This is a genomic window from Rhizobium sophoriradicis (assembly GCF_003939025.1).
Lineage (GTDB): Bacteria > Pseudomonadota > Alphaproteobacteria > Rhizobiales > Rhizobiaceae > Rhizobium > Rhizobium sophoriradicis.
The window spans coordinates 227,010-240,838 of record NZ_RQIH01000012.1; the positions used below are offsets into that span (position 1 = coordinate 227,010).

The following is a 13,829-nucleotide window of genomic DNA, read 5'->3' on the forward strand; positions in this document are numbered from 1 at the left end:
CTGCCCCCGCTATAAAATCTCTTGCGTTTCAGAGTCAACAGCGCGTTACCCCACAATCGGCATTTTCGAAAAACCTTCACGAAACCATCTGTTCAATCATCGACCGCTGGCCGGCCGCACATATTGCCGTTCCGCTTCGCCGCCGTTACGTCCAAGGCTGATGGTGACAACGGCACTGAGGAAAGCGGCGAAAAATACCGCAAAGCCTGGAATCTGCAGCGAAAAATCCACCGCGGCATGAAGGGCGACCAAAACCGTCGCCGCCAGTCCAAGAAGAACATAATGTCTCAAGCGGCGCCGTTGAGCGATCCCCCGCCAGAACACCCTGGCAAGCACCGCGAAGGCAATGATCGCCGCGATCGGAAATAAAATCCCGAGGCCTAGAAATCCTTCCAGGTAGAAATTATGGGCGCGATCGAAGATCCCGAAAATGCCGCAGGCCGGATCGCGATAGGCTGAAAACACGGTGCGGAAAGTGCCAAGACCCGTTCCCGTCAGCCAGTGATCCGAAATGGCACGCCAGATGCCCGGCAGGATGCAAAAGCGATCGTCATCCTCAAGACGCCGTTGTTGCGCGCGCAAAATCGCCTGGCCGGCAAACATGCTCAGCAACAGGAGGACGAAGGTCATCGCCGAAAGAAGCTTCACTATCGACCGCCATCTTGGCGTCGGTCTCATATGGCGCCTGGAGTTGTTCCAGGAGATGACGAGCCAGGGAAAGTAGATGAGAGCGGCAACACAGGTCGCGAATATCCCAGCGCGTGATCGGCTCAGCATCAACGCGGTGAAACATGCGCACAAGAGCAGAATGTAGATCCACACTCTCAAGAGAAGAACGTTTCGGCCGGGCTCGCCGGGCGGATGGTTCAAATAGGAACGGGCAAGGTCCCTGACCAGGGTCAGCATGAGCAGCGTCCCTAGCCCGAGAAAAGTCGCGGCGGTATTGCGGTTGACGAACACGGCCGTCAGGCTGTCGAGGTAGGCGTGTTTTTCGATGACAATCAGGACGTTGGGAAACATCGAAAATTGCATAAGACTGAAAACCGCGATTGCGCCCGCCGTGAGCCCCAGGCTGGCAAGAACTCTCCGCGCCCGTTGATCGGTGTCGCACAACACCAGTCCGGTCAGGAAGGTCACGAAAGGCAGAGCCACCCAGAGAATCGAGGCGAGCGTGTCGGCCGGCTCAACGGAGATCGCCGCGTATTGAACGCCCGCCAAGTCACGCGCGGCGCTCCAGGCAGGGTTTGCCAGCCAATTGGCTGGCAGTTCGATTGTCTGGACGAACGTCCACCCCGTCAGCACGACCAGCAGAAACAGCGCGATGCTGAACACCCATCCGGCCTGCCTCGGCTCTCCAAATAGCAGTCCCGCAATAATGGCCAGGGCAAACATCCCGATCGCCGCGAAGGCGAAAGGAAACGGCGTGACGCTTCCGAACGGAATGAGCGTCAATATTACCAGGCCAATGAAGGCAAAGAGGATCGTCTCCCGTAAGACCTGCGCGTTGATGAGTTTGGATAACATTTGGTTCGCTCACCAGCAGCGCAACGAGAGAGATACAACCATTACGGTTAATATACTCGTACTAACATAAGTTGCATATCAAACGCTTGCGTGTTAAAGTGCAACAGAATTCCACATCGTTTAAAATTGTCGCGAAAGGCTTAAGCCAATCGCGACCAGCCCCGATTATGCTCCGTCAAGCAGCAGAAACGGGACAGACGTTCTGTGCCCAATACTTGGCAGATCACTAATCCGCCATGCCATTGACTGAGAAAAAAGGCAAGCCTGATCTCAATCGGTTGCCCTGAAAGGGGATTAAGAGATGAAGAAGACGTTCGTTACACTTCTGGCGCTGGCTTTTACAGCAGCGAATGCCTGCTCTGCATTTGCCGCCGGCCCCGCAGGTTTCGCTCGCGGCCTGACCAGCACTTCGGCAGTGAGCTTTATCTCTGAAAAAGGAACGATCATCCCGCCTTTCGCCCAGGTGCTGTTCTGCGCCCAGAACCCTGCCGAATGCCGCGACAACAATGGTTTGTCGGTCCTCGCGCTGACGGACAAGGATATGCTGCAGTTGAAGGATGTGAACAACTCCGTCAACCGTACGATGATCGGCAGGAACGATCCCCGCAACGAACTTAACGGTGATGTCTGGAAGGTGAATGTCCGCAGCGGCGACTGTGAGGATTTTGCGCTGACCAAGCGCAGCCGGCTGATGGCAATGGGCTGGTCGTCGCGCGCTTTGCGGATTGCGACGGCGTACACGCCCTCCGGCGAAGGGCACGCCGTTCTTGTCGTCAGAACCGACAAGGGCGACCTGGTGCTCGACAACAGGAAAAGCAGCATCAAGAACTGGCGCGATACCGATTTGCGCTGGGACAAAATCCAATCGGATACCGACCCCTACGTCTGGTATCGCCTGTAAAAACGGGCGCGGCTGGAGCAAGTCCGGCAAGGCTGTGAAGTGCCTGAGCCGCCGCAATGCCTACATCTAAATAATAAAATCCACCCGTTCCGGGTTGAAGTCGAGCCGCTCCGATGCGCGGCTCGACTTGTCATATCTTCCACACAAATCTATGTTTTTGCTGTCGACAGGGCAGCCGGCGCGGGTCGCAGCGCCCTGAGTTGGAATTCCGATTTGGGCCACCAGGCGATCTTCGATGTTGTCTTTTCGGCCAGATTCAGTATGACGGGGCCCATGCTGCGACGCAGCATGACGTTCTACTCTAATGATTTGAGGGAAATATGCGCATCACGATGATTGGATCAGGCTATGTCGGCCTCGTTTCAGGCGTTTGCTTTGCGGATTTCGGCCACGACGTCATCTGCGTCGACAAGGATCTGAGTAAGATCGAGGCCCTTCGCGAAGGCCGCATTCCGATTTACGAGCCAGGTCTCGATCAACTGGTCGCCGAAAACACCAGCACCGGCCGCCTGTCCTTTTCGACGGATGTCGGCGAAAGCGTTCGTGGCGCCGACGTCGTGTTCATCGCGGTCGGCACGCCCTCCCGCCGGGGCGACGGCCATGCCGATCTCTCCTACGTCTATGCGGCTGCACGCGAGATCGCCACCTATGTGGAAGGCTTCACCGTCGTCGTCACCAAGTCGACGGTGCCGGTTGGCACGGGGGATGAGGTCGAGCGCATAATCCGCGAAACCAATCCAACAGCCGATGTCGCTGTCGTTTCCAATCCCGAGTTCCTCCGCGAGGGCGCGGCGATCGAAGATTTCAAGCGCCCCGACCGCATCGTCGTCGGCCTGAACGACGACCGGGCCCGCGAAGCCATGACCGAAGTCTATCGTCCGCTTTATCTCAATCAGGCGCCGCTGGTCTTCACCTCCCGCCGCACCTCCGAACTGATCAAATATGCTGCCAACGCCTTCCTCGCGATGAAGATTACCTTCATCAACGAGATCGCCGATCTCTGTGAGCGGGTTGATGCAAATGTCCAGGACGTTTCGCGCGGCATCGGTCTCGACGGCCGTATCGGCGCCAAGTTCCTGCACGCCGGTCCGGGTTACGGCGGCTCGTGCTTCCCCAAGGACACGCTGGCTCTGGCCAAGACCGCGCAGGATTTCGACGCGCCGGTCCGTCTCATCGAGACGACGATCTCGATCAACGACAACCGCAAGCGGGCGATGGGACGCAAGGTGATTTCGGCGGTCGGCGGCGACATTCGCGGCAAGAAGATCGCGATTCTCGGCCTGACCTTCAAGCCGAACACCGACGACATGCGCGACAGCCCGGCAATCGCCATCATCCAGACCCTGCAGGACAATGGAGCCCAGGTGGTCGGCTACGATCCCGAAGGCATGGATAACGCCCGCAAGGTCATCGAGAACATCGAGTATGCGAGCGGCCCCTATGAAGCAGCCGCTGGCGCGGACGCGCTGGTCATCGTCACCGAATGGAACCAATTCCGTGCGCTCGATTTCAATCGCCTGAAGCAGTCGATGCGGGCTCCGGTCCTGGTCGACCTGCGCAATATCTACCGCAGCGACGAGATCCACAAACACGGTTTCACCTATACCGGCATCGGCACCAATCTCTTCCAGGAAACGACCAACTCCTGATAAGGTCTGCAGAGATCCAACATCCTGACGCCGCGGAACATAAAGTCCGCGGCGTTTTTTATGCATGGCGTGCGGAAGTCTGCAGCGGCTCCGGGACAATGACATGGGTGTAAACCAGCAAAGCGCATCGTCGGACACCGCCGATTATCGGACGACACCTCGCCCTCCTCTTCTACAGGATTCCGACGCGCGTCCCTTTAATCGTCAGCACTGTCAGGCGGCCCGTCGCCGAAACCGCGGTGTCGATTCCGATGCGTTGCGGACCGAATGTCGGGATTCGCGCCGGAGTGTGTCCGTGGATCACCAGCACAGGAAGCTGCGGCCCTTCGTCGAGAAAGGGCTGCCGGATCCACATAAGGTCGCTGTCCTTTTGTTTCTTGAGATCGACGCCGGGTCTGACGCCCGCATGGACAAAGACGACCCTTCCCATCTGCAGCAAGATCGGCAGCGACTCCAGGAATTGGATATGCCGCTCCGGTATCATGTTGTGGATGACGCGGGCGATCATTTCGTTTCCAGCCGCCGATTGCAGCAAATGCTCGATGTCGATGCCATATGAATTCAGCGTCTCCGTCCCGGCAAAACCAAGCCATTCCAGAAGGCGCGTCGGCTTGCGATAGAGCTTCACCAGCTCCGAATCGTGATTGCCGCACAGGGCGATACGCTGAAATCCCGGCGGCGGCGGCTTGCTCAGGAATTCCAGCACTGCGCTCGAATCCGGCCCGCGATCGACATAATCGCCGAGCAGGAGAATGAGTTTCGGCCCCGGAATGCGTTCGGCATCCGCTTCGATGCGGCGATGCGCCTCGACGAGTTCGCTATAACATCCGTGGACATCGCTCATTGCATAGACCGCGGCGAAATCGCCTTCGGCATATGTCAGCCGAGCGCGCTTTTTATGGCTGCCAGTCAATATCGGTATCTGTTGTCGCCACGGGACGAGATAGTTAAACATGTAACCCATTTGTGAAACCCGGCCGTGTGGCGGGCTGTCGGATCTGATCCATTTCTCACCCATTGCCGCAACGGCACGAAGTTTAGTGATCATAAGAAGTTGGCCTGAACGCGGCCCCGTCGACATTGTAGCTGGAACCTATTGCCACATTCAAAACGAGGACCCATCGCCCTTTTGCTGAACCGCCTGCGCCAGGCTCGCCTGGCTGGTCGCGGCTGCGCGTCCGGCACATCGGGCAATGACCATCGTCCATCCTCGTCGCGCCCGGTGGAAAGCGCAAGCGTCTCCTGCGCGGTCGCCATCCGGGCGCCAAGCGCTTGAACGATTTTCGCATCGTGATGACCGACGAGAATGCGAGGAATCTCGCCTGCCGATCGGTTGTCGACGGCACGTGGTCAGGGTTCCTCACGCCGCTCGACGGGCATAGCAAAACGGCTGCCACGAACAAAGCACGTCGTATTGATCCATAATAGAGAAGATGTTTCGATTAATATTTCCAAGTCCCTTATTTAGGCTGGTTAACGGTTGATTAATCCTGTGTTTCTTTACCAGATTCTTCAAAATTTAGCTGCATTACCCAATATTTCTTCACTTGGAAGAACCGGAGACTGTTAATTTTCCACAGGCGGGGCCTTCGAAAAAGCTGCATTAATCAACTAAAACGAGAGGTGCCAGGAAAAAATGAACGTTAAAGCAGATCACTCTTGACGACCTTGCGACACCGCATAAAGATGGCGCGTTGCGAGCGCGAATGACATTGTTGATCCAGAATCTCAGATCCAAAACTGCGGGGTGCAAAGTGGAAACTGCGGTTGATTCGAAACTTATCGAGGCGATTACTTACGACGAAGACAGCCGGCATCTACGGGTCTATCTGACCAACGGTCAGAGGAGAGAATATGAAGGGGTTCCCAAAGGTGTCGTCGTCGGCTTGACGATGGCGGAGTCACCCGGGAATTTCTATATGAAGGCAATCAGGGGCAAATATCCTCCTCGTCCCTAGAACAGGATGATATTTGTCCCGGTCGGCCTCAATTAAAGAGTTAGAGCACTTTTGGTGGCATCCCTATTGTCGATGCCAGATCGTCGTTTGAGCCGAGATGCGGGACCGGTTTTCGCCGGCCCCGCAATTCGGCTGTCGCCGTTGGCGGCGCAATCGATCAATAACTGATGAAGAAATCGCGAATTGCATCGATTTCGAGCGGCGCGATCTCATGGCCACCGGGATGCCAGACTGTGCCGACCTCGGCGCCGCGGCCTTTCAAGTACTGCGACAATGCTTCGGTCACGGCCATCGGAGCGATCGGATCCCGCCGTCCGGCCGTCACCAGCACCTTTCTTCCCGCAAGCGTCGAGCGAGCTTCCGGTTGAAACGGAATGAGCGGGTGCATCAACACCGCCAGGTCGAAGATACCCTTCTCGATCAGCACATTGGCAAGAATATTGGCGCCGTTCGAAAAGCCCAGGCCAACAATACGGGAAGCCTGGTACTCGTCAGCGGCTGCCTTGACATAGGCGGCCATCTTCTCCGTCGCCCGTGAAAGGTCGGCCATGTCGTAGACCCCCTCACCGCTGCGCCGGAAGAACCGCGCAGCACCATGTTCGGAAACGTCGCCGCGAGGAGCAAGAACCGTTGCTTCCGGCAGCAGCTGTCGGCCGAAATCAAAGAGCTGGTTTTCGTCGCCGCCGGTGCCGTGCAACACGATCAGAAGCGGTTTGCCGGGTGCGCCGGCATGCAGCCGGTGCACATATCCAGTTTCGGTCATATCGCCTCTCCTTACGCCTCGAGCGGCTGCAGGTGCTGCTCGAGCAGCGCGCGGAGATGGGCGTGCTGCTGCGGCAGCTTCAGGGCCTCGCCGAGATGGGCCGTATCCTCGTCCCGGTTGAAGCCGGGTTCATTGGTCGCGACCTCGAACAGAACGCCACCCGGCGTACGGAAATAGATCGCCCAGAAATAATCTCGGTCGATCACCGGGGTCACCTGATAGCCGGTGTCCATCAGCGCCTTGCGCACTTCGAGCTGGTTTTCACGGTTTTCGACTGCGAAAGCGACATGGTGGACGGAGCCGGCGCCGGGAAGCGCTCGGGCAATGCTCGGCATGGTCTCAAGGTCGATCAGATGCGCGCCGTTGCCATCAGGCTTGATCAGCCGTTTGACCCCGTCCCTTTCCTCGGCGATCTCATAGCCCATGAACCTCAGCAGTTCGGCCGTGGCGCCGTCATCCCTCAGCCGCATGGCGACGGAGTGGAAGCCGCGGATCGCATGATCCTCACTGATGCCGCCATGCGTCCAAGGCTGTCGGCCGTCGTCCTTGACCTCGACGAGCGCGAAGCCGTCGCCATCGGGACCGGAGAAGTTCAGACGCTTTTCGCCGAAGCTCTCCTCAGCCTTCAGGCCGCCGACACCGAGCGCGGCAAAGCGATCGCTCCAGAAGCCGAGCGAACCTTGCGGAACGGAAAACACCGTCGTACCGACCTCACCGGTGCCGGGCCGCCCCTGCGCCATTTTCGGAAACGGGAAGTAGGTCATGATCGTGCCTGGCGCACCGGTCTCGTCACCATAATAGAGATGATAGACATCGGGGGCGTCGAAATTCACCGTCTTCTTGACGCGGCGAAGGCCGAGCGCATGGGTAAAGAACTGATTGTTGGTGCGGGCGTCCTCCGCCATCGACGTGACGTGGTGCAGACCCTTGATTTGATCGAGCATGTGAGACCCCTTTTTTGCCCGCCGCTTGCGGGCTTTCGATGGATCATAAATGCGCTCGGTCATGCCTCCGGAATAGACCTGCAGACCAAAACGCATTGTCTCCTTTTTGTGAACGCTGATCCATGCGCGTTCACTTTAAGAACCATGAGGATCGACCGGTAGCCGCCAGTCGATCGGCGCGCGCCCGCGCGACTGCAGGAAGGCATTCGCCTTGGAAAAATGCTTGCAGCCGAAAAAGCCATTATGGGCTGAAAGCGGCGACGGATGCGGCGCCTTGAGCACCATATGCCGCGCCGTATCGACAAAGGCCGCCTTGCGCTGGGCATAAGAACCCCAGAGCATGAAGACGACGGCTTCGCATTCGTCGTTGACCTTGCCGATGACGGCATCGGTGAAGCGCTCCCAACCCTTGCCCTGATGGGCAGCCGCCTGCCCTTCCTCGACTGTCAGCACGCTGTTCAGCAGCAGCACGCCCTGCCGTGCCCAATGCTCGAGAAAACCGTGGCGCGCCGGCGCTATACCGAGATCCGTCTCCATCTCCTTGTAGATATTGACGAGCGAGGGCGGTATGCGCACGCCGGGCCGGACGCTGAAACATAATCCATGCGCCTGCCCTAGCCCGTGATAGGGATCCTGACCGAGGATGACGGCCTTAACGTTGGCGATCGGTGTCAGATCAAGCGCTCGGAAATATTCGCTGCCTTTGGGAAATATCCGTTTTCCGACCTGCTTCTGCGCGACCAAAAAAGATTTGAGCTGCTGCATGTACGGGCTTGAGAACTCCCCCTCGAGGACAGACTTCCAGCTCTCCTCGAGACTGACGGATGTATCGCTCATCAGCAAACCTTCGACATGGGACAAAACGACGGACATACGGTTCTAACAAAATAGGCTGAAGCCGCAATGCCTGTCGGCCTCGCGGCCCCTTCGAAACCTGGCGAGTGGGCGCAAACCTTATTGGTGACTCCATCGTCCGTGTTTAACTATAAGCCTGCTTCGGTATTTACGCCGGCTGGTGGGCTGAGTAGAACTTTGATCGTGACAATCGGAGCTTGTCTTCAAAATGAAATTCGGCACGAGCGGCCTTCGCGGACTTTCAGTCGATCTCAAGGGACGGGCATCCGCCCTCTACGCTACCGCGTTCGGCAAATATCTGCTGGAGACCGGCAAGGCACGGGCCGGCGACATCATTCTAATCGGACGTGACTTTCGCGATTCGAGCCCTGAAATCTCGGCGAATTGTGCCGGTGCGCTGACGGCACTCGGATTCCGTGTGTTCGACTGCGGCAATGTGCCGACGCCGGCCCTCGCGCTTTATGGCCTCGAAAGCAAGGCCGCCTGCCTGATGGTCACGGGCTCGCATATCCCAGCGGACCGCAACGGCATCAAATTCTATCGCCCGGACGGCGAGATCGACAAATCGGACGAGGCCGCGATCACCGCACAGGCAGCCGAGATCGAACGAAGCGGCAAAGCACTGGTCGAGGCGCCGGCCAAGATGGAAGATCATGAGGCGATCTGCCGGCAGCTGTTTTTCGAACGCAATACGGCCCTGCTTCCGCAAGGTGCGCTATCCGGGCTGAAGATCGGCGTCTACCAGCACAGTACGGTGGCTCGCGACCTGCTGATCGAAGTTCTCGCCCACTACGGTGCCGAGATCACCGCCCTCGGGCGTTCGGAGAGTTTCATACCGGTCGACACCGAAGCCGTTTCCGACGAGACGATCGCGCTGATGAGGCGCTGGGTCTCCGAGCATAAATTCGATGCAATCGTTTCGACCGACGGCGACGGCGACCGCCCCCTGGTCGCGGACGAAACCGGCACGCCCCTGCGCGGCGACCTTCTCGGCCTTGTCGCCGCCAACTTCTTGCGAGCCCGCACGGTGGTGACACCCGTGACCTCCAATTCCGGCATCGAGGCCGCCGGCACTTTCACCGTCAGGCGCACGCGTGTCGGCTCGCCCTTCGTCATATCAGGCATGGAAGAGGCGGTGGCAGCCGGCGAGGATAACGTCATGGGCTTTGAAGCCAATGGCGGCTTGCTGACCGCAACCACGTTCGACGTCAATGGCCGGAAACTGCGCCCCCTGCCGACGCGTGACTGTTTTATTCCCATGCTCGCAATCCTGTCGCTCGCCGCCGCTCGCAGGCAGCCGCTTTCTGCCGTTGCCGCCTCTTACAAGCTGCCGTTCGCCGCTGCCGATCGTCTGGAGAATTTCCCCGTCGAGACGAGCGCGGCTTTGATGGAACATCTGCGCGCCTCGGATGAAAATCTTGCCTCTTTCCTGCAGCCGATCGGCGCGGTAGCGACAAAATCCGACATCGATGGGCTTCGGGTGACATTGAGGGATGGCCGGATCATCCACTTCCGCCCGTCCGGCAATGCTCCCGAAATGCGCTGCTACGTGGAGGCAGGGAGTGAATCCGCGGCTCTCGACCTGCTGCACAGCGGCCTCGACAGGATAAGAGGCTGGGCAGCCGCCCGCTAACATGCAACGAATAAGCCGTTTATTTCAAGGAACCCGCCTATGACGCAGAAAATCGTTCCCGTGATCATGGCCGGCGGCAAAGGCACGCGCCTCTGGCCGCTTTCCCGCGCCACCGCGCCGAAACAATTCATCCAGTTCGTCGGCGACAAGACGCTGTTTCAGGATACGCTCGAACGCGTTTCCGATCCCGAGCTCTATGAAGCCCCGATCATCGTCACAAATGAAGACTTCCGCTTTCTGGTCGCCGAGCAGGCGCGCGAGCTCGCCCGTCCGCTCGCCGCCGTCCTGCTCGAACCGGTTGCCCGCAATACTGCCGCGGCGGTCGCGGCCGCAGCGACGCTGGCCGGCGACCTTTTCGGCAAGAATGCCATCATCCAGATGCTCGCTTCGGATCACGAGATTCTCGCCGATAAAAGCTATTTCGACTGTATCCGCATCGCCCGCGAGGCGGCTGCCGACGGCAGGCTTGTCACCTTCGGGATCAACCCGACCGAACCGGCGACGGGTTACGGCTATATCGAGATCGGCGACGCGCTGGAGAACGGCGCTCACAAGGTGAGCCGCTTCGTCGAGAAACCGGCGCTGGAAGAAGCCCAGCGGATGCTCGCCGACGGCGGCTTTTACTGGAATTCGGGCATCTTCATGTTCCCGGTAACGGAACTTCTTGCCGAGCTTCAGGAATATGCACCGGAGGTGCTCAAAGCCGCAAGCAAGGCTGTTTTCAAGGCAAGCCGCGACCTCGACTTCACCCGACTCGATGCCGACCATTTCGCCAAGAGCCCTGACATATCGATCGATTATGCGATCATGGAAAAGACTTCGAAGGCAGCCGTCGTTCCCTCGCCGTTCCGATGGTCCGATATGGGCAGCTGGGATGCCGTGTGGAAATCGGGAAAGCGCGACGATAACGGCAATGTCGCGGCCGCGAATACGACCGTGGTCAATACCCGCAATTCGCTGGTCATGACCCATGGCGTGCATCTTGCCGTCCAGGGCATGGAGGATGTCGCCGTCATCGCCAGCGAGGACGCGGTCTACGTCGGACGGCTCAAGGACAGCCAGAATGTCGGACAATTGGTCAAGATGCTGGCCTCCTCTTCGGCGACAGCGAAGTTCACCGAAACGCATCCGACGTCCTACCGCCCCTGGGGCGGCTATACCTCCATCTTCAACGGCGACCGCTTTCAGGTGAAGCGCATCTTCGTCACGCCCGGCAAGAAGCTTTCGCTGCAAAAACACCACCACCGCTCCGAACACTGGGTCGTCGTCAAGGGAACGGCCGAAGTGACGGTTGGTGAGAATGTGCGCATGCTGCGCGAGAACGAAAGCGTCTACATTCCGCTCGGCGAAGTCCATCGTCTCGCCAATCCCGGCAAAATCCTCCTCGAACTCATCGAGGTACAGACGGGCTCCTATCTCGGCGAGGATGACATCATCCGCATCGTCGACGAGTTCGGAAGAACGTGAGGCAGGCTTCGGAACGGCCGGCGGGCTCAAGACAACTCGCCGCCGGTTCCGTCCCGATCAGCATTGCTGTTGAATTTTCTCTCGGGATTCTCGTAGAATGAGGACGCCGACCGACATGACCGGAGATATCCCCTGATGCGTATCCTGCCCGCCCTCGCCGGATTTCTTTCACTCATGCTGCCGGTCATGGCGTTCGCCCAGACAGCGAATATGCGCGTTGCAAGCGAGGCCGAAATTCGCCAGCACCTGCCCGGCACGGCGGAGCTGAAAGAAAGCAGCAACGGCTACGAATATCGCGAGGGCAACGAGAATGGCTACAAGATAGAAAACGGCCAGGTCTGCGTTCTGTTTCCCAATAAGTCGAAGGATTGCGTCAGCGTGAAAACCGACGGCAAGACCTTCCAGATGATCGACCGGAAAGGCGGCCGAACGCGATTCTGACTTGCCGCATGCGTCACCTCACCGGTGACGTTTCATGGTCGAGAGCGAATTCGGCGATCAGACCGGAATGGTTTGAGCCGAGATTGTCGTCGAGACGTTTGAGCGAGATCAGCCGAAGCGGCGCCCGCGCGAATATGTGGTCGATGGCGATCCCGAAGGCACCTGCTGCGATCGGCCATGTTGCCGGTTCAGGTGCAAGCGTCTTCAGTTTCTGTTCGCGGAGAAGACCCTGGATGCTGGGCGCGATGGCCGACGAATTGAAGTCGCCGGACAGCACCAGAGGGCCGGAAATCGAACCGAGCGCCTTGCCGAGGTCATCCAGTTCGCCCATCTGGTAGTCGTCGTAATAGGGTTTCGACAGATGCGCCGACACGAGATTGATGGCTTGGCCGCCGAAGTCGACGCTTGATACCACCAACCTGTCTTTCCTGAGACTGCCAATACTTGCGACCTGCCGCATCACGAACGGCCGTTTGGACAGGACCAGCGTATCACAGCTATCTTTGCCGTTGTCGCAGCCGATATGGTAGGGATAGGCCTTGAACAATCGCTGCAGATGAAATGTCAGCGGCTTGGCTTCCAGCAAATTGACGACATCGGCGTTCGAAGCGATCACCATGTCGGCAAGGGCCGTCGAGTTTTTCCAATTGTCGATGGCGATGTTGAACGACATCAGACGGAAAAGCGGCGCGGCACCCGGCCGCTGGTCATCCTGTGCAAATTCGCGCAGCATGACGAAACCGTGAGCGGTGAGAAAAAGCGAGGCGAGCAGAAGAACCAGGCCGTAAATCTGCCTCTTGACTGCCAGAATGACGAGACTGGCGGCAACAAAGATGACGCCGAGATGAATCTGAAAGCTGTAGACAAAGGACAACAGCCAGAAGTTCGTGACGTAGCGCAGCGACACGATGGCAATGGCAAGGGTCAGAAATGCGCAGAGAATCCAATAGATTATATCTCGCATCGATCCTGATTCCGCTTGCCGACGACTGGGCGGGCATAACATGCAGGTCGGCATGTTGCAACGCAGCATGACAATCGGACGCTCATCCCGGCAGATGAGCAGTATCGATGGCATCCGCCAAGTAGACCGCGCCGACGCCCGTGAAACCCGCATGGGTGCCGCAGTCTTCTCCCTCAAAGACCTATCGACTCGGCCTCTTCTTATCTTGTAAGGGGGGTCACGTGATACGGAATCGGCTCTTTGCCGTCGGCAGGGGGCCAAGAAAAGGTGGGAATGCGCTACTTCATTACAGGGACGGCCGGTTTCATCGGTTTTCATCTGGCCAGGCGCCTGCTGCAGGAGGGGCACGAGGTAACGGGCTTCGACGGCCTCACTCCCTATTACAACGTCAAGCTCAAGGAGATGCGCCATGCGGCCCTCTCCCAGTTCCCGGCCTTCAAACCGGTCATCGCAATGCTAGAGGACCGGCCGGCGCTAGAGGCGGCTGTCCTCGCGGCCAAGCCCGACATCCTGATCCACCTCGCCGCACAGGCCGGCGTCCGCTACAGCCTGGAAAATCCCGAAGCCTATCTACATTCGAACGTCGAAGGCTCGTGGAACATAATGGAAATCGCCCGGCGGGTCGAAGTCCGCCATCTGATGCTGGCCTCGACATCATCGATCTATGGCGCCAACGCGACCGTCCCCTTCCGCGAGACCGATCGCGCCGACGAGCCGCTGACCATTTACG

At 58.5% G+C, this 13,829-nt stretch carries 13 protein-coding genes; 7 read left to right on the top strand and 6 right to left on the bottom strand.

What is annotated here, in order from left to right:
- Nucleotides 1–96: 96 nt before the first annotated feature.
- Nucleotides 97–1,524, bottom strand: coding sequence for an O-antigen ligase family protein (locus EFR00_RS21355; protein WP_077989906.1), 1,428 nt, complete (start codon nt 1,522–1,524; stop codon nt 97–99).
- A gap of 301 nt (nt 1,525–1,825) precedes the next feature.
- Here EFR00_RS21355 and EFR00_RS21360 point away from each other — a divergent pair, with 301 nt between their 5' ends.
- Both EFR00_RS21360 and EFR00_RS21365 read left to right on the top strand, forming a co-directional pair.
- Nucleotides 1,826–2,425 (top strand): transglutaminase-like cysteine peptidase, encoded by a 600-nt coding sequence (locus EFR00_RS21360; protein WP_009982573.1) that lies wholly within the window; start codon nt 1,826–1,828, stop codon nt 2,423–2,425.
- A 320-nt stretch (nt 2,426–2,745) separates the two neighbouring features.
- Nucleotides 2,746–4,074 carry a UDP-glucose dehydrogenase family protein gene (locus EFR00_RS21365; RefSeq protein ID WP_039621541.1) on the top strand — a complete coding sequence of 443 codons (1,329 nt, stop codon included), beginning with the start codon at nt 2,746–2,748 and terminating at the stop codon, nt 4,072–4,074.
- A gap of 172 nt (nt 4,075–4,246) precedes the next feature.
- Here EFR00_RS21365 and EFR00_RS21370 read toward each other — a convergent pair whose 3' ends face one another.
- Entirely contained in the window at nt 4,247–5,038 is a 792-nt protein-coding gene (locus EFR00_RS21370) for a metallophosphoesterase (RefSeq protein ID WP_077989905.1), read from the bottom strand.
- Between the two features lie 742 nt (nt 5,039–5,780).
- Here EFR00_RS21370 and EFR00_RS21385 point away from each other — a divergent pair.
- A complete protein-coding gene (locus tag EFR00_RS21385; protein ID WP_077989904.1) occupies nt 5,781–6,032 on the top strand; it encodes a KTSC domain-containing protein in 252 nt (83 codons plus the stop codon).
- A 157-nt stretch (nt 6,033–6,189) separates the two neighbouring features.
- On the opposite strand, the gene EFR00_RS21390 is transcribed toward EFR00_RS21385, so the two are convergent.
- The 3 genes from EFR00_RS21390 to ung all read right to left on the bottom strand — a co-directional run bounded on the left by EFR00_RS21390 (nt 6,190) and on the right by ung (nt 8,576).
- Complete coding sequence (locus EFR00_RS21390; RefSeq protein ID WP_009991865.1) at nt 6,190–6,795, bottom strand: alpha/beta hydrolase; 606 nt, start codon at nt 6,793–6,795, stop codon at nt 6,190–6,192.
- 11 nt (nt 6,796–6,806) lie between these two features.
- On the bottom strand, nt 6,807–7,739 hold the full coding sequence (locus EFR00_RS21395) for a VOC family protein (RefSeq protein ID WP_009991866.1): 933 nt from the start codon (nt 7,737–7,739) through the stop codon (nt 6,807–6,809).
- A 135-nt stretch (nt 7,740–7,874) separates the two neighbouring features.
- Complete coding sequence (ung, locus tag EFR00_RS21400) at nt 7,875–8,576, bottom strand: uracil-DNA glycosylase (RefSeq protein WP_077990033.1); 702 nt, start codon at nt 8,574–8,576, stop codon at nt 7,875–7,877.
- Nucleotides 8,577–8,802: 226 nt separating this feature from the next.
- Between ung and EFR00_RS21405 the strand changes: the two genes are divergently transcribed.
- The 3 genes from EFR00_RS21405 (at nt 8,803) to EFR00_RS21415 (ending at nt 12,135) form a co-directional block, all read left to right on the top strand.
- Nucleotides 8,803–10,227 carry a phosphomannomutase gene (locus EFR00_RS21405; protein ID WP_086156342.1) on the top strand — a complete coding sequence of 475 codons (1,425 nt, stop codon included), beginning with the start codon at nt 8,803–8,805 and terminating at the stop codon, nt 10,225–10,227.
- Between the two features lie 39 nt (nt 10,228–10,266).
- The gene (locus EFR00_RS21410; RefSeq protein WP_086156343.1) at nt 10,267–11,694 is read left to right on the top strand and encodes a mannose-1-phosphate guanylyltransferase/mannose-6-phosphate isomerase; all 1,428 of its coding nucleotides are present in this window, start codon (nt 10,267–10,269) and stop codon (nt 11,692–11,694) included.
- Between the two features lie 135 nt (nt 11,695–11,829).
- On the top strand, nt 11,830–12,135 hold the full coding sequence (locus EFR00_RS21415; protein WP_077989903.1) for a hypothetical protein: 306 nt from the start codon (nt 11,830–11,832) through the stop codon (nt 12,133–12,135).
- Between the two features lie 13 nt (nt 12,136–12,148).
- On the opposite strand, the gene EFR00_RS21420 is transcribed toward EFR00_RS21415, so the two are convergent.
- On the bottom strand, nt 12,149–13,099 hold the full coding sequence (locus EFR00_RS21420) for an endonuclease/exonuclease/phosphatase family protein (protein WP_077989902.1): 951 nt from the start codon (nt 13,097–13,099) through the stop codon (nt 12,149–12,151).
- Between the two features lie 273 nt (nt 13,100–13,372).
- Between EFR00_RS21420 and EFR00_RS21425 the strand changes: the two genes are divergently transcribed.
- Nucleotides 13,373–13,829 (top strand): NAD-dependent epimerase/dehydratase family protein (locus EFR00_RS21425; RefSeq protein WP_125864861.1); only part of this gene is annotated, 457 nt, incomplete at its 3' end.